General features: G+C 66.0%; 16 protein-coding genes. 12 read left to right on the top strand and 4 right to left on the bottom strand.

Annotated features, from left to right (window positions below; translation table 11 throughout):
* Positions 1-371 precede the first annotated feature (371 nt).
* The 5 genes from nhaA (at position 372) to C8D87_RS23935 (ending at position 4,367) form a co-directional block, all read left to right on the top strand.
* Positions 372-1,601, top strand: a complete 1,230-nt coding sequence (nhaA, locus tag C8D87_RS23950) for a Na+/H+ antiporter NhaA (RefSeq protein WP_112228681.1) — start codon at positions 372-374, stop codon at positions 1,599-1,601.
* 326 nt (positions 1,602-1,927) lie between these two features.
* On the top strand, positions 1,928-2,503 hold the full coding sequence (locus C8D87_RS23945; RefSeq protein ID WP_170166562.1) for a hypothetical protein: 576 nt from the start codon (positions 1,928-1,930) through the stop codon (positions 2,501-2,503).
* 124 nt (positions 2,504-2,627) lie between these two features.
* Entirely contained in the window at positions 2,628-2,783 is a 156-nt protein-coding gene (locus C8D87_RS46110) for a DinB family protein (RefSeq protein WP_170166561.1), read from the top strand.
* 44 nt (positions 2,784-2,827) lie between these two features.
* On the top strand, positions 2,828-3,409 hold the full coding sequence (locus C8D87_RS23940; protein WP_146771844.1) for a YfbU family protein: 582 nt from the start codon (positions 2,828-2,830) through the stop codon (positions 3,407-3,409).
* Positions 3,381-4,367: a restriction endonuclease gene (locus C8D87_RS23935; RefSeq protein ID WP_170166560.1), complete on the top strand. Its 987-nt coding sequence runs from the start codon at positions 3,381-3,383 to the stop codon at positions 4,365-4,367. Before C8D87_RS23940 ends, C8D87_RS23935 begins: the two co-directional genes overlap by 29 nt.
* Positions 4,368-4,600: 233 nt before the next feature.
* On the opposite strand, the gene C8D87_RS23930 is transcribed toward C8D87_RS23935, so the two are convergent.
* Positions 4,601-5,857 carry a hypothetical protein gene (locus tag C8D87_RS23930; protein ID WP_112228439.1) on the bottom strand — a complete coding sequence of 419 codons (1,257 nt, stop codon included), beginning with the start codon at positions 5,855-5,857 and terminating at the stop codon, positions 4,601-4,603.
* 553 nt (positions 5,858-6,410) lie between these two features.
* Between C8D87_RS23930 and C8D87_RS23920 the strand changes: the two genes are divergently transcribed.
* Complete coding sequence (locus tag C8D87_RS23920) at positions 6,411-8,525, top strand: tetratricopeptide repeat protein (protein WP_146771843.1); 2,115 nt, start codon at positions 6,411-6,413, stop codon at positions 8,523-8,525.
* A gap of 49 nt (positions 8,526-8,574) precedes the next feature.
* Positions 8,575-9,933 carry a hypothetical protein gene (locus C8D87_RS23915; protein ID WP_112228436.1) on the top strand — a complete coding sequence of 453 codons (1,359 nt, stop codon included), beginning with the start codon at positions 8,575-8,577 and terminating at the stop codon, positions 9,931-9,933.
* Positions 9,934-9,939: 6 nt separating this feature from the next.
* Here the strand turns inward: C8D87_RS23915 and C8D87_RS23910 are convergent, their stop codons facing one another.
* Complete coding sequence (locus tag C8D87_RS23910; protein ID WP_112228435.1) at positions 9,940-10,860, bottom strand: hypothetical protein; 921 nt, start codon at positions 10,858-10,860, stop codon at positions 9,940-9,942.
* Positions 10,861-11,139: 279 nt separating this feature from the next.
* Between C8D87_RS23910 and C8D87_RS23900 the strand changes: the two genes are divergently transcribed.
* The 5 genes from C8D87_RS23900 to C8D87_RS23880 all read left to right on the top strand — a co-directional run bounded on the left by C8D87_RS23900 (position 11,140) and on the right by C8D87_RS23880 (position 20,799).
* Positions 11,140-12,789 carry a helix-turn-helix domain-containing protein gene (locus C8D87_RS23900; RefSeq protein WP_215732458.1) on the top strand — a complete coding sequence of 550 codons (1,650 nt, stop codon included), beginning with the start codon at positions 11,140-11,142 and terminating at the stop codon, positions 12,787-12,789.
* 349 nt (positions 12,790-13,138) lie between these two features.
* Complete coding sequence (locus C8D87_RS23895) at positions 13,139-14,641, top strand: hypothetical protein (RefSeq protein WP_112228433.1); 1,503 nt, start codon at positions 13,139-13,141, stop codon at positions 14,639-14,641.
* Positions 14,628-15,374, top strand: coding sequence for a hypothetical protein (locus C8D87_RS23890; protein WP_112228432.1), 747 nt, complete (start codon positions 14,628-14,630; stop codon positions 15,372-15,374). Before C8D87_RS23895 ends, C8D87_RS23890 begins: the two co-directional genes overlap by 14 nt.
* Positions 15,374-19,765 (top strand): hypothetical protein, encoded by a 4,392-nt coding sequence (locus C8D87_RS23885; RefSeq protein WP_112228431.1) that lies wholly within the window; start codon positions 15,374-15,376, stop codon positions 19,763-19,765. Before C8D87_RS23890 ends, C8D87_RS23885 begins: the two co-directional genes overlap by 1 nt.
* Positions 19,766-19,974: 209 nt before the next feature.
* A complete protein-coding gene (locus C8D87_RS23880) occupies positions 19,975-20,799 on the top strand; it encodes a hypothetical protein (protein ID WP_146771842.1) in 825 nt (274 codons plus the stop codon).
* A gap of 57 nt (positions 20,800-20,856) precedes the next feature.
* Here C8D87_RS23880 and C8D87_RS49235 read toward each other — a convergent pair whose 3' ends face one another.
* Together C8D87_RS49235 and C8D87_RS23875 are read right to left on the bottom strand one after the other, a co-directional pair.
* Positions 20,857-21,066 (bottom strand): Scr1 family TA system antitoxin-like transcriptional regulator, encoded by a 210-nt coding sequence (locus C8D87_RS49235; protein WP_411711463.1) that lies wholly within the window; start codon positions 21,064-21,066, stop codon positions 20,857-20,859.
* A 294-nt stretch (positions 21,067-21,360) separates the two neighbouring features.
* Entirely contained in the window at positions 21,361-22,140 is a 780-nt protein-coding gene (locus tag C8D87_RS23875; protein ID WP_112228429.1) for a GAF and ANTAR domain-containing protein, read from the bottom strand.
* Between the last annotated feature and the right edge of the window lie 97 nt (positions 22,141-22,237).

Raw genomic sequence — 22,237 nt, 5'->3', positions numbered from 1 at the left:
GGTGCGGGCACGACGAGCCCGACCACAACACTGGGTACGGCGGATGAGACTCATCACCGCGGACGCACTCCGCGGTGTAGCGGCGAGCAGGTTCCGGTCGTGCTTTGTTCAGACTGGTCCGGGATCGCAGGCCGTGTTGAGAAGGGAGACGTCCGTGGCGGATGGTCTTGTCTCTCCGGTGCTGTGTGTCCCGATGCGGCCGTTGGTGTTCCTGCCGATCGGCACGAACGGCTATGTGAGCACGCGGGGTGCGGTTACGAGCGTCTGTCCACCGAAGGCCGGTTGAGCCTGCCGCTGTGCGCGGAGGCCAGCCGCCGGTGGTGCCGGTGTGTCCCCAGTCGCTTCTCGTACCGTTTCTGGAGACGTTCTTCATGTCTGTTCTTGCGCGGCTTCGCGCTGCCTCGGGTTCGGACGCGGTCAGCGGTTCGCTGCTGATCGGCGCCGCGATCGTGGCTTTGGTGTGGGCGAACTCGCCCTTGTCCGGCTCCTACGAGGCGTTGCGCTCGTTCAGCTTCGGCCCTGACGCTCTGCACCTCGAACTGTCGGTGGAGACGTGGGCGGCTGATGGCTTTCTCGCGGTGTTCTTCTTCATCGTCGGCAACGAGCTCAAGCAGGAGCTCGTACACGGCGAGCTTCGCGATCCGCGGCGTGCGGCGCTGCCGATCGCGGCGGCGATCGGCGGTGTCGTAGTTCCCGCGTTGGTGTTCCTGGCCTTCACCCTCGCAGAGGGTGGCGAGGCGGCCGGCGGGTGGGGCATTCCGATGGCGACCGACATCGCCTTCGCGCTGGCCGTGCTCGCGGTGGTCGGCCGGTCTCTTCCCGCTCCGCTGCGCACGTTCCTGCTGACACTGGCCACTGTGGACGACATGTGCGCGGTGGTGGTGATCGCCGTCGCGTACACCGCGGGCCTGAACCTGGTCGCTCTGGGTTTCGCCGCGATCGGGCTGGCGGTGTTCGGGTACCTTCAGAACGGACGTGGCCGGGCGGTGACCTGGACGCGGTCGCGGGTTCCGGGGTGGGTGCTGTTCGGTCCGCTGGCCTTGGTGATCTGGGCGCTGGTGCACGCCTCCGGGGTGCACGCCACGGTCGCTGGTGTCGCGATGGGCCTGCTCATGCGCACCCACTCCCGTGTCGGCGAGTCGATGTCGCCTTCGCACCAGGCCGAACAGGCGCTGCGCCCGTTCTCGGCAGGGATCGCGCTACCGGTGTTCGCCCTGACCTCGGCCGGGGTCTCGCTCGCCGGTGCGGGCGGGTTCTGGACCAGCACGATCACCTGGGGCGTGATCGCGGGTCTGCTGCTGGGCAAGTTCTCGGGCATCCTGGGTGTTTCGTGGCTCACCAGCCGCTTCACCGGCGCACACCTCAACCCCCAGCTCGGCTGGGCCGACATCGCCGGCATCGGAGTCCTGGGCGCGATCGGGTTCACGGTGTCCCTGCTCATCGCCGATCTGTCCTTCACCACCGAGTCACACCTGACCGACGCAAAAGGCGCGGTCCTGCTCGCATCCGCCGTCGCCTCCGTGCTGGCCGCGATCATTCTCGGTACTCGTAGCCGTCGTCTCCGCCTCGCCTCACGTCAGCAGGTGATCACACGAAGCTAACCTGAACGCGGTTGTCAGTAGGAAGGCCGTGTGGTCACTCAAGGTGGCCACACGGCGGTGGGGCCCGCCGTACCCGAACCGCGGCCAGGCCTGTCCTCGACCGTGCTGCAAACGCATTGCTCTACCTGGTCGCCGCATTGCTCTCCGCCATGGCCGCGGTGTGGATGGCGGGCCGAGCACACCGGCAACTCGTCCTGCCCCGTTTCGGGCGGAACCGAGGCCGCGCATGAACGGGCGCTGGTCATCACCGGCGCACTCGTCAGCGCACTGCTGCGCTCTTGCTCGCGCGGGTGTTCGGGTAGCGCTCGCGGAGTACCGTCGGCCGAGTGCTTGATCCAGATACTCGTCCGTCCTTGCAGTTGATCCCGTTGCTGCGCCTGCTGCACGACCGCGGCGTCGACTGGGTGCTCAGCGGTTCGGCTGTGCTCGCGCTGTACGGTGCGGACCTGCGTCCGAACGATCTCGACGTGGTGCCCTCGCCCGATCCAGGCAATCTGCGTCGGCTCGCTGATCTGCTGGTCGAGCTGGAGGCTGTGCCAGCCCACGAGCCGTCGTGGTCCAAGGCACTCACACGGCAGGAGTGCTTGCAGTGGCGGCCCGATCCGCCCACAGCAGAGCAGTTGGACCACCTCTTCGTGACCCGCCTGGGAATGGTCGATGTCACGCCGAAGCTGACCGGCACCTACGCCGAACTGAGGCCCGATGCGAGCTCTGTACAGGTGGAGGGTGTGCCGGTGCGGGTGTGCTCGCCAGAAGAGGTGCTCCGACGGCTGCCAGACGCACCACGACCAAAGGATGTCGAACGGGCCGAGCAGTATGTGATCGTGCGTGACGCCGTTCGAAGAGGACAGAAACCTCGTGCAACTCAGTTGCACGACGCGGGCCCGATCAGCGATCGCTGATCGGCCAGTGTCCGCGTGGCGTCGCCGAGGGTGCGGAAGCCGGAGACGAGCGCAGACGAAGCCCGCGTCACGCCCTGAGTCGACTGCGTAGTGCTTCCGCACGTGTCGGGCGCGCAATGAACGTGTGGACACCGGAGCGGTGCACAACGAGCTGGATCGAGCGCGAGCGACGTTCCACGAACTGCTCGCGCAGGCCACCACAGCCGAGCTGCGCCACAAGTCGAACGGCACGAGGTGGACCAACCGTCAATTGCTCTTCCACCTGCTGGGTTTCCATTGACTGCCGGCGTTCTCCCGCTGATCAAGTGCTGCCGAGGCGTGGAGGTGCGTGACGTGTTGTTCGTCGGCGATGACTGGGTTGAAGGTCATCACGACATCGAGATCATGGACGCGACCGGCCGCACGTTGGCCGCGGTTCGCCTGCCGGAGGGCGTCGAGGGCATCACGCGACTGCACGAGTTGACCGCCGACCACTCCGACGGTGTCGCGCCACACGACGTGTTGATCGCGATCGAGACTGATCGAGGCCCGTGGGTCACAGCGCTCATCGCGGCGGGATATCGGGTCTACGCGGTGAATCCGCGTCAGACCGGTCGGTTCCGTGAGCGGTTCGTATTGTCCGGCGACCCCCGTGAGTCTCGATTGCTCGGTTACGCACAGCACCTGGTCGGCACCGAACGCTGGGAGACCTTGGCTCCGCACTTCGCCAAGGAGAACGAGCGTGGCAACTCCCACATGCCAAGGCTTGCTCTTTACCAACGAATGCTGGCGGCCTACCGGTCCGTCGTGCGGCGCAAGCAGAAGGCCGAGTTCGGGCTCGACGCCTACCGGTTCTCCATCGGTGATCTACAAGAGGTGCTTGAAGGTGCCACGATCCGTGTCCAGGCGGCGACCAATGGCGACTAATCCGTACCACTACCCGCCTGACCTGATCAGTGCGCTGATCGACACCATCCCGCTGCTCGGCAGGTCGAAGAACGACACGATCGTGTTCTTCCGCGAGTGCGGGATCGCCGAAGTTCACCTGGCGGACCTTCAGAGCCGGTTGGCGGCTGACCGCAATTCGATCAGCAAGTACGAGATCGCGCGCACAATCATCGCCCGCGTCAACGAGGAGGGCGACTCCGGCCTGCGCGCCCGTCGCGAGATCATCCGCCGCGTGGTCGAGTGGGAAGACTTCTCGACCTGCTGGGCCGACAAGGCTGCTGCGGCGCGCGGCCACGTAACCAGGGTGCGTCAGCTTGTTGACGCGAAGGATGCCTTCGCTCGGATGCAGCAGGAGCGTGATCGGGAATGTGAAGAGCGTCTGCGACCCCAGCGGGAAGCAGTAGAGGAGGCCGCGCGTCAGCGAGCGGCTCGTCGCGCGCTCTACGACGAGCTTGTGACGTTGTTCGGCATGAAGGCCCCGCGGCTTCGCGGACTCAAGCTGGAGGGCCTGCTCAACCGAATCTTCAAGCTGGACGGACTGGGCGTTCGCGAGAGTTTCACGCTCACTACCGATTCCGGGCAGATCGGCGAGCAGATCGACGGCTTGATCGAGTTGGAGAACCAGCCATTTCTCGTCGAGGTCAAGTGGTGGAAGGACGCGCTTGGTGTGGACGGCGTCGCGCAGCACCTGGTGCGCGTGTACAGCCGCGCGGGCGTGCACGGGCTCATCATCTCGGCTTCGGGCTTCGCTGACACGAGCGTTGACCAGTGCCGCCAGGCGTTGGCGCAGAAGACGATTGTGCTCGCCGAGCTGCGTGAGATCGTCTACCTGCTGGAGCGGGACGGCGACTTCGCGGAGTGGTTGCGGGTCAAGGCGCGCGCGGCCGCCGTGGACCGCAAGCCGCTGCACCTGCCTGGACTTGACGACGTGGCATGAACTGATGAATCCGTGGTTGGTAAAGGCCCGCTTGCCGGAAGGAGCGGAGGGATCGGCCGCCTGCATGAGCTGATCTTCGGCGACGCCCCTGACCCGCATGCCGAACCGAAAGCACGGAAGAAATATGCCGGCACCAGCTCCTGTTCTCCGCGGGGCCGCTGTACGGCACAACCCGTTGGAAGGACGGAAGCTGACATCGTCTGCCGGAGGGCATCGGCATGATCAACGCTCGCTCACGGGCAGACGGTGATCGTTGCTGTGATCTCGTAGCGTGCACCGCCGAGCAGCAGGTCGATGTGTTCGGGCAGTGAACAGAGCGGGTTGCCCGCGGCGACCCACGCGAGGGCTGTTGATGCCAGGACAAAGCCGGACACGCCTGAGCAGTCGAGCTGAACGCGATGCCCGTCGCGGGTTCCGATGATCCACGACCCGTCGATGGACGGCCTCGTCGACACTGCGGCGCCTGGCAGAGACGCGAGAGTTCGGGCGATCCACGTCATTGTGTCGCCGGGTTCTTCGTGCACGATGACGTCGGCCAGTTGCAGCGCGGTCTCGGAAGGCTCGTTCGTGCTCACGGCGAGGTGCGTGTTGGTGTTGGAAGGCCTGCCACGCAAGAGGAGTTCGGCAGGCAGTCGGACGACGGTCGCCCGCAGAGCGCCGTCCTCGTGGTTGAGAGTGACCTGAACTGATTGTGTGGCAGCGTTTCCTGCGGTGACCGCTGGTATGGGCAGGGCTGAGGCTTCTGCGGGTGCTCCCGGCTCCGCGAGGTTCAACAGTCGGTAGAACTCGGTGCGCAACAGGAAATGGGACTTGAGAGGAGTCACGGTGGTGAGCTCGGCGATCTCCTGCAACTCACTGCTCAGTCCGCTCGCCAGAGCGTTCTCGACCTGAAGGCGCAGTGGATCGGTGCGATGAAGCAGCGGGGCGACATCGAGGAACTTTCCGATCGCGGAAGTGGGGTCCACGATGTCGTTCGGGCATTCTGCGAGGAGCACTGGCCGGCCGAGTGATGCTCCGTAGAAGGTCACCGAGCCGTGGTCGCCGATGACGAGGTCCGCTGCCACCAGGCCGGCTCGCCAGCCTTCGTCTGCCGGGAACACGATGACACCCGACCGTGTGCATGCCTCCAGCCAACGACGGATCTGCCAAGGGGAGTGGGCGGACCACGTGTTCGGGTGGAGTGCGACGGCGACTTGGTAGTCGTCCAGGGGGAGCGCGGCGCGCAGTCGCTGGACCAGGTTCGGCTGGCGGCCGTACAGGGAGGCGGGGCCCCAGGTGGACGAGACGAGAACGAGTCGTTGTGTACCGCGGATCCCGAGGGCGTCACGGTACAGGTCACGCAGGGGAATGCTGGCCAGCATTCGGTCGAAGGCGGGATCGCCCGTGACAACGGCTACCTCGGCGGCTTGCGGGCACGACAGCCGAAGCCGGGCGAGCTGCTCCGGGTGGGAGAGCACGAGCGAGGTCGCGATGACCCTGCCTTCGTGCATGAGCCATTCCGGCGACATACCGAATACCCGGTTTCCGGTTTCCGGTTTCCGGTTTCCGGTTTCCGGTTTCCGGTTTCCGGTTTCCGGTTTCCGGTTTCCGGTTTCCGGTTTCCGGTTTCCGGTCCAAGTATTTATTATACCCCATTCCGTGTGGCAGCACGATTAATGGTGCCTTCAGTTCGTGCAACGGCCCGCCGTGGCTCGCGGCGATGGCTAGGTCGAACGGAGTGCTGAGCGCCAGCTCCCACGTGATCGGGGTTACCTCGCGTGCGGCGAGGTACTCGGTGATCTGTCCGTGGAACGGCGACGATTCAGGGCAGGTGAAGTGCACCTGGATGCGAGGATCTGTTGCCAGGATCGGCAGTACGTCGAACAAGCGTGTGGCGGCGGTGACGTTGTGCACGACGGCCAGCACCATTCGATCCGCCCGGCACGTCACCCAAGGCGAATTCGAGTCGAGCACTTCCGGTCGTTGGACGTTGAACACAAGCGGCGATCCTAACTCCGATCACACGCGGTGCGAGGGTTGTGACGGAGGCGATAGGGTGCTGTCTTGGCCAATGCGCGTGCGGGGAGGCTCAGCGTGGAGGACGGGTACAACGTCGACAACCGGGTGAAAGGATCTGCGGCGAACGTCGTTCAATCCGGGTCCATCGGTGTCATGAACCTGAACATGGACCGGTTCGCGCTGCCGATTCCCGCTCAGCTGCCCAGACCCATCGGCACGCTGGTCAACCAGAAGCACGTGCTGAACGCACTCGACGACGTCCTGGACAGGCTCAACGACAAGCCGGCGATTGTCGTGCTCGTCGGCGCGCGCGGCAGCGGCAAATCCACGGCGGCCGTCTACTGGCTGCAGCACCACGACGAACGCTTTCCAGACGGGCAGCTGCGCGCCGATCTGGGCGCGTGGGCCGATCACGCGACGGCGCCCTCCGAGGTGCTCCTCGGTTTCATCACGTCTCTCGGCGTCAAGCAGGCGGACGTCCCTGCCGACCTGGAGTCGCGGGTGAACCTGTTCCGCTCGCTCACGAGGGGCCGGTCGCTGCAGATCCTGCTGGACGACGCGGTCACCGCTTCGCAGGTCAAGTCCCTGCTGCCAGGCCTAGGTCGTTCGATGGTGGTCGTGACCGGCCAAGGTGGGTTCGGAGCGCTTGCCGAGAACGATGCGACGTTCATCGACGTCGAGCCTCTCGAGGACGAGATGGCTGTCGAGTTGCTCAGGGCGTTCGCCGGTGACCGAGTCGACGTTGAACCCGATGCGAGGGCTGCTCTCGTCGAGTTGTGTGGAGGCAGGGCGGTCGCGCTGAGCGTGGTGGGCCGGGTTTTGCGCGAGGCCCCGGACCTGCTGATCAGCGAGCTGCTGGAGGAACTGGAGTTCAGCGGCGGTATCACGCGCGTGACCGTCGATGGTGAACCGGCGATCGCCGCGGTCCTCGACGCCGGGTACCGCCGTCTGAGCGAATCAGCCCAGCGGGTCTACCGGACGCTCGGACTGCATCCCGGGGGAGAGGGCGCGTCCACCGCGGCCCTGGCGGCGGTGCTGAAGATGCCTGAGCCCAAGCTGCGACCGATCCTGCGCGAGCTCGTGGAAGGCAAGCGCATGGTCGACAAGATCGATGGACGGTTCCGTCTCGACGCCTTGGTGCGTGATCACGCCAGGAACATCGCCGACGACGTCGATGGTTCTGACGTCTGCGAGCTGAGGAAGCGGGCGTTCGTAGCCTGGTACGTCAAGGGCGCGCTGGCAGCCGACGCCGTCTTGCAACCGGCCCGGCCGTGGGTGCGCGGTTTGTTCCCAGATGTTGTCGTGGACGCCGAGCATCCGGCGCATCGCCAACCGCGCGAGTGGATGCTCGCTGAACGCGGTACGCTCCGTTCGGTGGCAGCGCTCGCGGACGCCCTCGGCGAGCTGGAGGCGTTGCAGCGGTTGTGCGTGGCCCAGTGGTGGCTCTACGAGTCCGAGAAGTGTTCCGACGACCTCGTCGCCACTCACGTCCTGGGTGTCCAAGCCGCCGAGCATCTCGGGAACCTCCCTGTGAAGGCGCTCCTGCTGGTGCAGCAGGGATACGCGGAACGGACTCGATCGCGGTTCGACGAAGCTGCTCGGCTGCTCGCGGACGGAGAGGTCCTGGCAAAGGCGCAAGGCAGCGCGGAGCTGGTGGCGACGGCGGTCGAAGGCGCTGGGCTCGCCCTGTTCGATCGCGGTGACCTCGACGGCGCCCGGCGCCTGCTCAACCGGAACGTCGAGCTCGCCGAGCGCATCGGCGACGCGCGCAGGACCTCCCTGGCGTACATGCACGCCGCCAAACCGGCCGGGCCAGAGGAAGCGTTGCGGCTGCTTGCCGAAGCACAGACCGGATTCCGCGCCCTGGGCCGACCTGAACAGCACAACCTCGGCAAGGTGTTGCTCTGGCAGGGACGCAAGTTCGGCGAACAGGGCGACCTGAGCGAGGCCAAGTCATACCTCGACCGTGCGCTGGCGTTGATGACCGAGATCGGCCGTGAGTTCGACCGCGCTCAGGTCCTCGACGCACTCGGAGATGTGCACGCCGCCACAGATCCGTCAGCGGCCCGCCGGTACTACGCGCAAGCTACCCAGGTTTACGAGAAGGCCGGCCATCTCGTCGCCGCCGCGAGGTCGCGACAACGCGCCTCCGCTGGATAGCTGATACTGCGCATCCGGTTCGTACAGGACGCTCTGAAGGGCACCGAAGATGCGAACGGCACTGAATCCCAAGCAGCTCGCCGTTCTGAGATGGATCAGCGATGGCTGCGCGGACGGTGTCTACGAAGGGACGGCACACCGGCTGGTCGCTCGCGCCCTGCACAACCGCGGCTTGGTCACGGTCAAGGGCCACGGCGCGTCATGGTCGGCGCAGACAACCAGTGGCGGCACCCACTACCTCGAACACGGCGAGTTTCCCGAGGCTGACGTCATTGAGAACGGCGGACTGGCGAAAGCCACTCGCCCGGCCAAAGCACGCAAACACGGTCCTGTCGACGAGCTCATGACTTCGCTCGCGGAAGCTCCCGATCAGCGGCTGGTCGTGCCCTACACCGAAGCCGGCAGATATCGCAGACTCGCCGGGATCGCGAAGAACCTCGAACGGGTTCCGGACGGCCTCCGCATCACCTTCGGACACGTGAACGAAGACGACGGGCCCAAGCTGACGCTCACCCTGGAACCGTTGCCCGCCTGGCAGACGAAGGTGCTCGGTCCGCTGCACGTCGTGCACGAGTTACCGGAGCCGAGCGATGTCGTGCGCACCCTGATGGAGAAAGAGAACTTCCCTGTCGTCGGAGACCCGCGAGAGCGTGCTTTCCGGTTGCTCGACGCGCTGGTAGTCGGCGCACGCGAAGCCGGGATGACGGTGGCGGTCGGACAGCAGGCCCGAGGTGGGTACGGAGCGGCTTACCGCGTTCAGGACGAGGTCGTGTTCAGTCTCGGTCAGGACAGCTTCCAGCTTCGCTTCACCCAGGCCATGCTGCAACGCCCCCATGAACCGACTGAGCAGGAACTCGCCAGGGCGCGTCGAGGTCACCTGTTCCCCGACTTCGACGAGGTCCCGGACGACCACCTCGGCATCGTTCTCGACGGACCGGGTGGGCAGTTCTGGGCAAGCAGGTGGAAGGACACCAGCGATCACCGGCTGGAGGACGACCTGGCCCAGATGCTGGAGGAAATGCGGCTGCGCCACGGAAGTCTGACCGACCTGCGCCAGAAGCAGTACGAACGAGAACTGCGGGAAGAGCAAGCACGAGTCGAACGCCAGCAGCGCCTGCAGATTGCACGCCAACGCGCCGCGGTGGCCCACCGAGAGCACATGATCGACGAAGAGGCTCGCGATCAGTCACGGCGATGGCACGAGGCGAGCCAGATGCGGACCTACGCGGCAGAGGTCCGTCGCCTGGCTTCGACACGAGAGGCGAACGATCAAGCGCGGGCTCACGCCTGGGCGGACAGGATCCTTGCGGTGGCGGATGCCCTCGACCCACTTCCGGACAAAGCCGTTGCGCCGACGCGTGTCCCGGCCCCTTCGGAGGACGACCTCCGAAGGTTCATGAGGCCCTGAGCAGTCTCAGCCCCATCGGCGGCGACGCGGAACCTCGATGTACCGCACGGGAATCTCCGAGGGCTTCAACGGGCGGTCGACGACAGGGCGGAAGTTCGCCGGGGTGATGCGTTCTTCCTCGTGCACTTCGGCGATCACGTCGGCGAACCTGCTGTGGCCGTTCTCGCGCAACTCGTCGACCAGGCGCGTGACGAGCAGATCGAGGCGCCTCACCTCAGCCTCCGCCGCGCCGAGCCGTTCCTGTAGGGACACGGCCCGATGACCGCACCAGCCGCGGAGCAGTTCGTGGAGCGGGCGGATGGACTCCAGGTATCGGCTGTACATCCGCTCGGGGCTGACGGTCCAATCCTCGCCGCGGCTGCTGGAAATGGTCCAGCCGTGCTTGCTCTTCTCGCGGTATTCCCGTTCTTCCTCCAGCACGAGGGTGAGCACCGGCATCGGGTTCACCGTGCAGGCGAGCTCCGCGATGATGAGCGTGCCCTCGGGCGACACGAGTTCGTTGCCCTCGTCGTTGGTGAGTGACTCGACGCGCTCGACGAGCTCCGTCACCGACGACCCGATCAGCGCCTCGAGCTTCACCGGATCGGCGATCTCGGTGACGTTGTCGTTCCAAAGCCGATTTGCCACCTCCTCTGGAATCAACGCCTCGAAGACGAGCTCCACCGCGGACTCCTCGACGTCGGTGAGCTCGAAAGCCGATACACGCTCCCAGTTCGCCACGTTCTCGTCGTACTGGCGCACCCCCGACCAAGGCCCTCGCAGTCGCCTCTCGGGGACGTTCTCCCGCTTGCCGGCCCGCTCGCCGTCGAGGAACTCGATCTCGTAGCGCGGATTTCGTCTACTCGTGTCGATCGAGACGACGCGCACGCGTTGCGAAGGATCTTGGTCCCGCTGCCGGTAGATTTGCTCGTCGCCGATCTGGATCATCGTTCGTGAACCTCGTCGATCGCCGCTTGGTCGAAGGAACGGATCCTAGGCGCGAACCGGAGGTGCGAAGTGACTGACCGCGCGAAGTGCGGACGTCCGACGAAGGCCGGAACGCCGTGCGGAGCGGTGGTTCGCCAGTCGGTGCCGTTGAACACGGTGGCGCCTGCCTGTCGGAAGCACATGACTCCGAGCGAACTGCAGGAGCTCGACTCCAACCCGCTGTGGTCCACCGAGGGACAGATCCTCTGGCTCTTCGGGGAACAGGAGAAGGAAGGCGGGTTGCTGACGGCGGCGGAGGTCGCCAGCCGGCTGTCGCTCTCACCGCCGACCGTGTCGTACGCCCTGCGACGGTTGTTGAACGAGCGCAAGGTCGCAACGTGGGAGGTGGACAAACGGGAAGTCTGGGGGACCGGCGAGCAGGTTGCCGCATGGCGAGCAGAACGTCGCCTGGATGCACAGAAGATTGAGCGCGAGCGCCTGCAGGCCCGCGAACAGGTGCTCAAGGACAACGAGGCGCTGAAGGAGGCCGAGACACGACTGCGAGAAGTCTGCGCTGGACGCGGAGTCGACGTGTCCGTCTTCCGAGGTTTCGAAACCGGCGAGGGCGGACCCCGCCGACTCTCGCTCCTGCTCTCCGTGGACGACCCCGAAGCTGCTGCCTGGCTCGTGGGGCGCATGAGCAGACCGGTGCCTGATGAGGACGCGCCGTCCGACGAAGAGTGGGCCGAGCACGCCGAACACCTCGAGACACTGGTCAGCTGCTTCGAATGGGCCGGATGGTCGGAAGGCGAGCACGACTACTTCCACGAGTACGACGACGAGACCGGACCGATCCTCTACACGACCATGCGCCGGACTTGCATGGCCTTCGACGTCGAATATCACCCTTCCAACGCGCGACTCCGGCTTCTCCACGACGACTACCCAGGTGGCTGGCCGCAGATCTTCAGCATGCTCGACGACGAGGTCGTGATCGAACTCGACGGAGACGCCGACGAACAGCAGCGGCTCGTCGCGGAACGTGCCGGTGCCCTCGGCCTGCTCGACGCGACCCGCGTCGAGGTGGATCCTGACTCCGACGTGACTTTGCGGCAGTTCATGGATGTCCAGTTGACCGAGTTCGTCTTCGACGAGATCGCTGGCTATCGCCAGAAGACGGTCGTTGAAGTCGTTGATGGTCTCGACGCAGACACGTACCTCCGGACCTTCTTCTCCACGGTCGTTGACGGGTTCGGGCAGGGCGTACTGCCGGATCTGGTCCCGGACGCCGCAGTCCACGGAATCGCGGCGTGGTGCTGGCGCAATGACACCGCGGTCGAGGCCTGGCACGTACCGGACGACGTGCTGATGGCCCGGATCAACATCGCGGTCACCAGGAAGATCGCCGAGCACGTCGACCCCGACGAGGGCGTCGACTGGATCGGCCTGGAGGCGGCGCTGACCGATCCTGAGTGGGCCTTGCCGGACGGCAGGACGATCTCTGCGCTTTTCGGCGAGGGATGGCAGGAAGTGCGGGGCACCGTGAGCGAGAATCTCACGACGTGGTGTCGCCTCGATGAAGACCTGCTCGGCCCGACGGCCACTTTGAGGTTGCTGACGATCGGCGGCTCCACCAGCTACACCTGGCACTGGTGGGGACAAGGTCGCTGGACGGCAATCTGCCAGGCGATCGTCGAGGATGCCGTCGCAGGCGGCATCGCGCTTCCGGTGCCGTACGACCAATTCGGCCCAGAGCGTTTCGTCATCGACGTCGCAGAACCGGACCAGCTCGGCGACGACGTCCTGGAGTGGCTGATCGACATGCCGGCCGCCGGAGTGGACGGTCCCAGAGGCCTGCGATTCCACGCCGCCAGCAAACCGATCTCGCGCATGGTCGAACCGGTGGACTGGAACCTGGGACAACCACCCGCCACCGCTACCGATTTGTGAGCGTCGACTCGCCGTTGCTGGGGTTCGGACATGCTGCTTCCGCCGGGTGTAGTCGACTCGTGTGCGGCTGGATGCCAATCCCAGCAGTTCGCTCCAGGATCGCTGTGATGGCGGATAGCTCCACAGGCTCCGAGTCGCTACGACAGTTATGACGATTGCAAGTTCCGAGATGGCCTGCTTGTTGTTCAGCCTTGACCGCGAACGCGCTGAATGCAACACGGGCGGCGGATTGAGCGATGAGAGGTATGGCAGCTAGACAAGCTCATGGAGGTGGCGTGGGCCGAACTCGGCAACCGGAGGTTCGCAACCAGGATCCAGCAACGCCAATTGTCGTTGCTGGGCGTGAGATGTGAACATTTCACCGCTGGTCGGCACTGCTGCACGCCGCCGCCGTGTGCTCGCGCACCTGTCGCCGATCTTCGAACTCCACCTCAACCGGGCACGCAACCCATCGGCTGTGCAGTGGTCGGCTTACGACTTCATCGCGCTGATCCAGGTCACGGTCGACATGATCGCCTTGTCCTCGGGGCTGGACGGCAACTTCGGTGCTCCGCGCACCGAGGTGCTGGAAGAGATGACGAGGACGGCGGCCGCCATGGCTCCCGACCGTCCGTACGAAGAGCACGCACACGTCGCCCGGCATGTGCTCGACCACCTTCTGCGCCACGACGAGCCAAGCCCGTACTTCTCAGTGGACTTCGCGGACCCAGGCTTGGCGTGGCGCAAAGTGACGCATTCGGTGCGGGTGTTGTACGAGACTCTTGCCGTCGATGGTTCGACGCTGCAGGTCAACGTCGACAACACCGCTGTGACGCTGCTGCTGATCGCCACCAACCGGTCGCTCGAGGACGAGCACGAGGCCGTCATCGCGGTGATGAGGGCACAAGCCCAGAGCGGCCGGCTCGACGCGGCGATCGAGTCGGCGGAGGATGCGTTGACGCTCTCGCGCACGTACGCCGCCAACGTCCGCAGGATGATCTCCGAGGCTGAACGGGACGTCAGCCGGATCGACTACATCAACGCTCTGCGTCCGGAGCTGTCGGCTGCGAAGAAGCACGTGCAGCGCCGCGTCGAGGTCGACGGCACCCTGCTAAGGCACTTGGAACACATGCGCGCCGATGCTTCGGAGAAGCAGAACCCGGACGAGGTCCGGCTGCTCACGGGAGCAGCGGGCCGCCTGTCGGACGCGGTGGAGATCCTCGCCGAACTGCACACCGAGGTCATCGGCGCTACTCCGAGGTGGCGTACCGCCCAGGCTGCCCAGGCCTTCAGCGCTGCGCCCGTCAGCGCGGTGGACCCGACGACCGATGTGTTGACCGCGTTGCTCATCGGCGAAGAACTGCCACCCGGTGCCAACGCGTCACCGCCCGCATCAGCTCGCCTGCTCGACTTCACGGCTCTGACAAATCGCCTGGTTGCGCCGCCGAGGAGGGTCCTGGACATCCCCGGCCCGGCTGAGCCCGGAGATCCGCTCGTGGACAGCGACGGCGTGTACGAACAGTTTCCTGAGCAGTTCCACAGCACCGCCGACCTGCTGCGGGCGCACCGTGCGTCTCCCGGAATGAAGACTCGGTTGACCGAACTGCTGAACGACGTCGACGTGCTGTTCACCCACCAGGACATCGGCCTGGTGGAGGAGTTGGCGGTGCTGGCCGGAACCGCGGACACGGCACGCCGTCGCCTCCGGCTCTTGCTGGCACTCGACGCGATGATGCTGTGGCGTCCCGACAACATCCCGGATGCACACGACGAGTGGTGGGCCGTCGACGACGGGATCCGCGCAGTTCTGTCTGACCTGGATCTGCCGGACCTGCTCATCCACCGGAAGGGAACCGAAGATGACCGCTCGTGACGACGCTCGGGACGCCGGCTTTCTCCTCCGATACGCGCTGGACCACACGCTCACTCCCAGCCGCCACGACGACTACGGCCGACTTCTGGACCGCTACCACGCCGACCCCGATCTGCGCACAGCCTTCGACCAGGTCATCGCAGGCCTCGGCGTACGAGTGCTCACCGCTGACCGAGCAGTCGGTCTCGTGTTGGCCGCCGAGCCCGACTCACCGATGGCGGTGTCGGACACCGCCCCCTGGCTGCGGGTCAAAGGTGCTGAGGACCGCATGATCTACGGAGTAGCCCTCGGCGGCACAGCGGCCTGGTGCTACCCGACCTCCCGATCGGTGCGGGAGCCCGGCACCCGACGGGTCACCGCGGTCGACGTGGACCGGCTCGTTCGTGAGCACGCCACCGCGGTGGAGTCTGGAGACATCGGCCTGGATGCCGGACTGGACGAGGCTTGGGAGGCGTACCGGCGCCGCAAGCAGGTCGCCTACGGCAAGGGCCGGAACCTCGCGGTGGGCTGCACGGTCAAGATGTGCGACGACGCCCTCGGCCTGCTCGGGGCATTTGGCCTGTTGATTGCGGACAGATCAGTGGCGCCGCCACTGCACGGCCTGCGTGTCTGGCGTTCCACCGACCGCTTCCGCGCCCACGTCGCCACCAGCGGAGGACCGCTCGCCTGGCAGACGATCGTCCAGTCGCACGTGGCCGAACAGGTGGTCCATCTCGACGAGCGGGAGTCCTGATGCACACGGCCTGGCGTTTGGAGCGCACCTATCTCGCTGGTGCCGGCCGCGACGAGTCGCGCCTGGAGGGCCTGGACATCGGCTGGGCCGACCCGTTCGACGCCTCGGGCCACGCGGCGCTGTGGGCCGACAACGGAACCGGCAAGACCATGATCACCGCCTTGCGGTACGCGCTGTACCTTCCGCATTCGCGGGACTTCATCCGCGGTGATTCGGACCGATCTCTGGCCAAGCTGGTGCGCTCGCGGGACGTCTGCCATGTCGTGGAGCAGGTCAGCAGAGTGGTTGATGGTGAGCTGCAGCGGGTTGTCGTCGGGATGGTCGCCGAGTGGCCGGACGGCGGCACGAGAGACCTGGACAACCCAGGGAGACTTCACCGGCACTTCTACGGATGGCAGTGTGGTGTGGCCGGGCCCACGATCGACGATCTGCCGTTTCGCACTCAGGCGGGCCGGTGGGCGACCCGTCCCCAGTTCATCAGCGGTGTGCGCGAAATCCTCCCGCGAAGCGGAGCAGGCGCTCCGTACGCACCGTCCGATCATCAGGGGAGCTGGCAGCGTTGGCTTGCCAACGCGGGCATCGACCTGGAGCAGGTGCGGTTTCAAACCATCATGAACGCGTCGGAGGGAGGCGTGGACAGGGTCATGCGGTTCGCCGACTCCGACGCGTTCGTGCGGTGGCTGACCGGCGCGACGATGTCCTCCTCGACCGTTGACCAGATCACCAAGAGCATCGAGACGCTGCGCGCCAACGCTTCCGCGCGACCTCACTGGGTCACCGAACTGGATCTGTGGGAGAAGCTGGCGGGACCGATCCTGGATCTTGCCGTCGCCTACGACCGCGTCGGTGCCAGTCGACGAGCACTGGCGACGGCTGAAGCCGACGCTGTGAGGGTGCTGACCGTCGGCGACGCGACGATCAGAGCGTTGGCCGCCGAGAGTGAAACCGCGAACCGACTGCAGGGCGAGTACGACAAGAAGCGCCGCGACGCCGGCGCCGCCCTCAGACGTGCACAGGCCCACCGCCTGCGCATGGAACTGCGCGCCTTCGAGCTGACCGCAGCCGACGCACGCAACATCGCAGAGCAGCGTGCTCGCGATCGGGACGAGGCGGTACGCGTCTTGAACGCGTGGCGGCTGGTTGGTGATGTCCTTGACTTCACCGTGAACCAAGGCGTTCTGGCAGGTCTGGAAGAGCGTCGTGACGCGGCGGAGAAGCAGACCGAGGAGCTGCGGCAGGACGAGGAACTGCACCGCCGGGAGTTGGCCCGGTTGTTGACCAGCCGGCGGGACCGTGCCGGTCGGGCCTCCGAGGAAGCGGCCCGACTGTTCGAAGCCGCGGCGGCGGTGCTCCGCGACGCGGAGCAAGACCTCCGCGCCTACGTCCGCGACCACGCCGCTCAGGCGCAGCATGTCGGTCAGCTCCGATCGACGATCGAGACATCGGAACTGGTGCTCAACCAGGCCGTACTCGATGGACTTCTCGGTGAAGGTGAGGATCCGGCACAGCGCGCCGAGCAGGCTGCCGAAAGCGAGCATCGGGCGCAGCTCGACCGCGATGCCGCTGACCGAACGCTGACGGAGGCCGACCGCAGCATCCGCAAGACTGAGAAGGTTCTGTCCGGGGCACAACGGCGTGCCGACACAGCTCGTGACGACGCCGAGAAGGCTGAGCGCGCCCTCCTAGCGATCGAGAGCCGAATTCGAGCGCTGACAACAGATGTCCGCTTCCTGGACGTCGTGGGCTCCGGCGTGGACGATCCGTGGGAAGCGCGCGCGTCGATCGTCGAGTCTCTCGCCGAGTACGCGCGTGTGTACGAAGAGGACGCGGCGACCGCCCGGCAACGCCGCGACGTTGCACAACGCACCATCCACTCGGTCGGCTCGGACGGGTTGCTTCCTCCGCCGCAGCTCGCTGAGGACGTCGTCGCCCTCCTGACTGAACAGCCGGACAGCATCCTCGCCTGGCCTGGGTGGTGCTGGCTTGCCGACACCATGACCGCCGAGGAGGCCACTGCCTTCGCCCTGGCCCGTCCGGAAATCGTGTCCGGGGTGGTCGTGGCGCGACCGGACCTGCTCGACCGCGCCGCCGAACTGGCAGCGAACGTGGACCGAGACGTCGCGGTGTGGATCGGCGCTGTCGTCGACCCAGCCGCCGCAAGGGCACGAACGTTGGCTGACGACGGTGCACACGGCCGCGTGCTGTTGCCGCCGCCCGGTACGTACGACAGGGATGCGGCGTCGAAGATGGTCGACAAGGCGGCGGACGCACTGGCAGAGGCCAACGCCGAGATCGACTTGGCGACACGCCGCGCATCCAACGCGCGAGACATGGCCGCGTCGTTCGCCTCGCTTTGGACGGACTTTCCCACAGACCCGAGGCGCGGCCTCGCTGATAAGGCTCATGCGGCTCACGAACGCCGGGCCGCGGCACAGACCGATCTGCAGGCCGCAGAGGATGAGCTGGAGGTCCTTGCGGCACAAAGAGAAGAAGCGCAGCAACAGAGGATCGACGCGCAAACCGCGATTGACGACTTGAGGGATACGCGACTGCTGTTGATGCCCGTCGTCGAGGCGGCAAGGGCTGGATCGCAGGCGAGGCAGGACCTCCCGGCGCACCTGGAGAAGGAACTCACGCTCAGACAGCGCGTCGCAGAGCTGGACACCCAGATACCAGAGTTGCGGGAGAAGGCCCGCGACATGGAGCAAACGGCGAAAGATGCGACCAGACAGCACGCCGACATGGTCGAAGCGCTGCGCGCTGCAGGACTCGCCCCGAACTCGGAAGGTCCGATCCCGACGGCAGGCGAAGCGGCACTCCGGGCGCGGCTCGCGAGCGTCGAGGCGGCATTGGCGAGTGCAGCTGTCGATCCGGAACTCCACCAGACCATCCACCGCACTCGGTCGAAACTGGCTGACCTCGAGGCGCGGCTCAGCCGCGACCCCGCTCTCCGTGCCCTCGCTGAACAGCTCGCCGAAACTGACGGAGCGCGTCATCCGGTGGCACTGACCGAATCGGTGGCCACCGCAGAGACACACGAGGGTGTCGCACGCGAGAGATACAGCAAGGCACAAGCTCACGCAGATACGGCACACACGAACTACCAATCTCGCGCGGCCGAGGTCGCCGACCGGACATCGCCCGACGTCGAGGGGTTCCCGCCCGCCAACGCGATCACCGAGGCGCGAGAGGCGGAGCGGGTCGCCTTCAGGCTCGACGCCAAGGCCGCGGAACTGTCCGAAGCCCACCGCGAAGCCGAGGCGAACCTGGACGACGCCAAGAACGCGCTCCAGCGCGCCGAGGAGGCCACGAAGCTCGTCGAGCGGGCAGTGAAGCCGCTGCGCCGACTAGCTGCTCCGATCAAGGACGGCAGGCCCGCCGCCGACGTCGACCAGTTGATCGACCAGCTGGACGAGGCGAACGAACGGATCCACACCACACGGCATGATCTGGACGCCGACGAAGGCAACCAGAACCGGGCGGCGAACGCCGTACGCGCACAAGCCAACAGTCCACAGGCGCGGCTCGTCGAAGGTCGGACCGATCAGGACCCACGACTGGTCGACCTGATTCATCGGCTGCGTGGTGATGAACAGCTCCCTGCGGACGCGATGCGGATCGCCGACGAACTGGAGCAACGGATAGCGACCTTGCGTGACGACCTCGCCGATCACGACAAGCACGTTCGCACCACGGCCAAGATGCTGCACGTTCAAGCCGCTACAGCGCTTCAACGCCTACGCGCTTACCAGAACCAGTCGAGTTTACCGGAAGGGTTGGGCGAATGGTCACAGAGGAAGTTCGTGACCATCGACCACGAACCGGTGCCCGATGACGAGTCCGTGGCCGTCGACCGAGTCGCACGGGTCGTCCACTCCCTCCTCGCACCCGGCACGGGTCGTTCCGACGCGCAGGAGATGTTGTTCGCCGCAGCCCGTGCACTCGTGGACGCACCATTCCAGGTGCGCATCCTCAAGCCCCACACCAATCTCGCGGTCGACCGCGTGGACGTGGCCGAGCTGAAGAACTTCTCAGGAGGACAGCGCGTCACCGCCGGCGTGCTGCTGTATGCCGCGATGACGAGGGTCCGTGCCTCCGGCGAACCGTCGTCGATCGGGTGGCTCTGGCTGGACAATCCGTTCGGCCAGGCATCGGCGGATCAGTTCGTGCGCACGATGCGACTCGCCGCCGACAAACTCGGCCTTCAACTGGTCTTCACCGCGGCACCGAAGGACAAAGGCGCGCTGTCGATGTTCGACCGGGTCGTCATGCTGGCACGAAAGTCACGCCCGTCATCGAAAGAACGGGTTGTCGTCGTGGACAACGGTGGCCGCGAAGTAGTCGACCTGACTCTGGTCCAGAAGGACGCTTTGGCGGTGCTGGGCGAATGAGGAACGTGGATCTCGACGCCGTTGTCGCGACACTGGACCCAGACGGGCGTGGCGGGCGTCGCGGTGTCGAAGCTGTGTCTCTTGCGGTCCAAGCGATCGCGCCCGACGTCGAAGCAGCGGCGGTTGCTGAGCTGGTGCGCGAGACGATCGACCGCGGAGAGCGCGAGGGACGATGGTCGGCCTCCCGGACCGCGACCGTGCTGTCCGGCGTGACCGTGCTGCCCAAGTCCGTGCTGCTACCGCGACGCAAGGAGCCACCAGAACGCCGACGGACGATCGACACGCCGCTACGCCACGAACTGTCAACATGGGCCACAGGGCTACTGCTGTCTGTCGCCCAGCGAGAGGTCCTGCTGGCAGTGAACGAGTGGCTCAGGCGCACGAACGGGGGCAAGGTTCCCGTCATCGCAACCGCCGAACGTGCCTATGAGGTTCTGGGCGACGAAAAGGCGTTCGACTCCTCACCACCACGAGGCGGGACGACGCTGTGGCAGTCGAACCGCTTGACCTTCGGGCTGCTCCGATGCGAGCGGGTGCCGACGCCGCTCACGTGGGAGCCCGTGAGTCTGTCCGCCACAGGTGCGGGAAGAATCGTTTGCGTCGAGAACCACGCCACGTTCCGCACCCTGCTGCGCGTGCTCCGCGAGTCGCCCTCCTCGCCTTGGGCAGCCGTGGCGTGGGTCCAGGGTCGCAACACCGCGCCCTTGGAGTCGTTGCCAAGCCTGCCGTTCTCCGTGACACGCCTCGACTACCTCGGCGACCTGGACGCCGCCGGTTTGGAGATCGCCTTCACGGCGTGTGCCACGGCCGAAAATGTCGGTGTCCGAGCGGGGCCTGCGTGCCGGCTGTGGGAGCTCCTGATCGACAGGTCGTCAAGGCCAGGACGTGCAGTCGACGTCACCCATGCCAAGCGACTGGTCGGCTGGCTTCCCCAAGAGGTACGGGGCAAGGCATTCGACTTGCTGACCGAGGGCCGGGTGATTCCTCAGGAAGCGCTCCGTTACGACCTGCTCCGGACCTTGATCGTGGCGTAGCTGTTGTCCTAAAAGCGGTCGAACCGCGTCCGGATGGTCTGACCTCACGATCGCAACTCACTCTCGGACGAGCGCGTCAGACCGCCACAGACCTGTAGCTGCTTCGGCGATGAGCTCTGTCGACTTATGCCCATCGAGGGCCAACTTCGACAACGCGAAGAACCGTGCTGTGACTTCCTGCACCTGCTCGTGGTTCTCGACGTAGCCGGAGCGCAGGAACGTCTCCGTGTACCCGACGTCATCGTGCTGTCGGTCTGGGAAGCTCAGCTATGTGAAGGGACAGGCCCGTCGCGGGCTAGGCCCCGCTGAGCGCGGAACGATCCGAACGCTCTCATCTGGCTGCTCACTCACCTCCATGAGCCTGGCGCACTACCTCGCCGCGGCCTGACCCCTTAATCCCAGGGATGTCCTCGTGCTCGCCAGGTGCTGTTTCTGGCGCGCTGGGCGTGCGGTCACGGTGATCATGCTGCGGCGGCCGGGCTGACCCTCTTGTTCGGCGTCGGCAACGTGCTGAACTTGCTCTCCGGCTTTGCTTCCGCGGGTCGATCTCCTGGGTCCGGGTCAGTTTCGTTTGGCGGTCATGAGGATCTCGTGTGCGACGTCGCGGAGTTTGGTGTTGGTGTTCTGGGACTGGTGCACCAGCATCGCGAACGCCTCAATCGCGTCGCAGCCGTGCACCGCCATCAGGACACCCTTTGCCTGATCGATCGCAGCACGTGAGACCAGCGCAGTCTCCAGCTGTGCGAGGCGCTGTTTCGTGGTGTGCCACGCCTGGGCATTGGTGATGGCCATGCCCGCGGCGGTGGTGAACAAACGCATGAGACCTTCGTCGAACGGGTCGAACGCCGTGGGGGTGTAGCTGTAGACGTTGAGCGAGCCCACCAGTTGTTCCTCGCCGCCGGCGTCCAGCGCCAGCAGTGGCACCGACAGGTAGGCGCAGATCCCGCGCTTCGCGGCCAGTGCGTCGAACTCCGGCCAGCTCTCAACCTCGTTGCCGACGACCGCACGGACGGGCCTGAGCGTGGTGGCGGCTTGCAGGCACGGGCCCCGCTGCGCGGTGTACTGCGCCTGGTCGATCTCGGTGAGCTGGTCGTCAGTCGCGGCGGCCGTTCTCACGGTCTGCTCTTCCAGCACCGTGATCGTGACCGCGTCGGCATCGGGGATGACCTTGGTGGCGGAGTCGGCAACGCGCCGCAGAACCGTGGCCAGCGGCTCGTGCAGGGCGAACGCACCACGTAGGTCTTCCAGTGCGATCGCGGCTTCATCCAAGCGGTCCACGGGATCAGGACGGTTCTCGGACACAGTCGCCGTGACTTCGCTGTTCTCGTCTGCTCGGTTCATGTCACGGCCGCCTCTGCTCGCACAACCTGCTCGCGTCCAACGTGTGACGCTACGGAAGCGTAGGGCCTGGCGCGGCCACCTGGCGACAACTGGTCAG

The sequence above is a fragment of the Lentzea atacamensis genome, from assembly GCF_003269295.1.
Taxonomy (GTDB): Bacteria; Actinomycetota; Actinomycetes; order Mycobacteriales; family Pseudonocardiaceae; genus Lentzea; species Lentzea atacamensis.
This window is presented reverse-complemented; position numbering and strand designations above follow the sequence as displayed.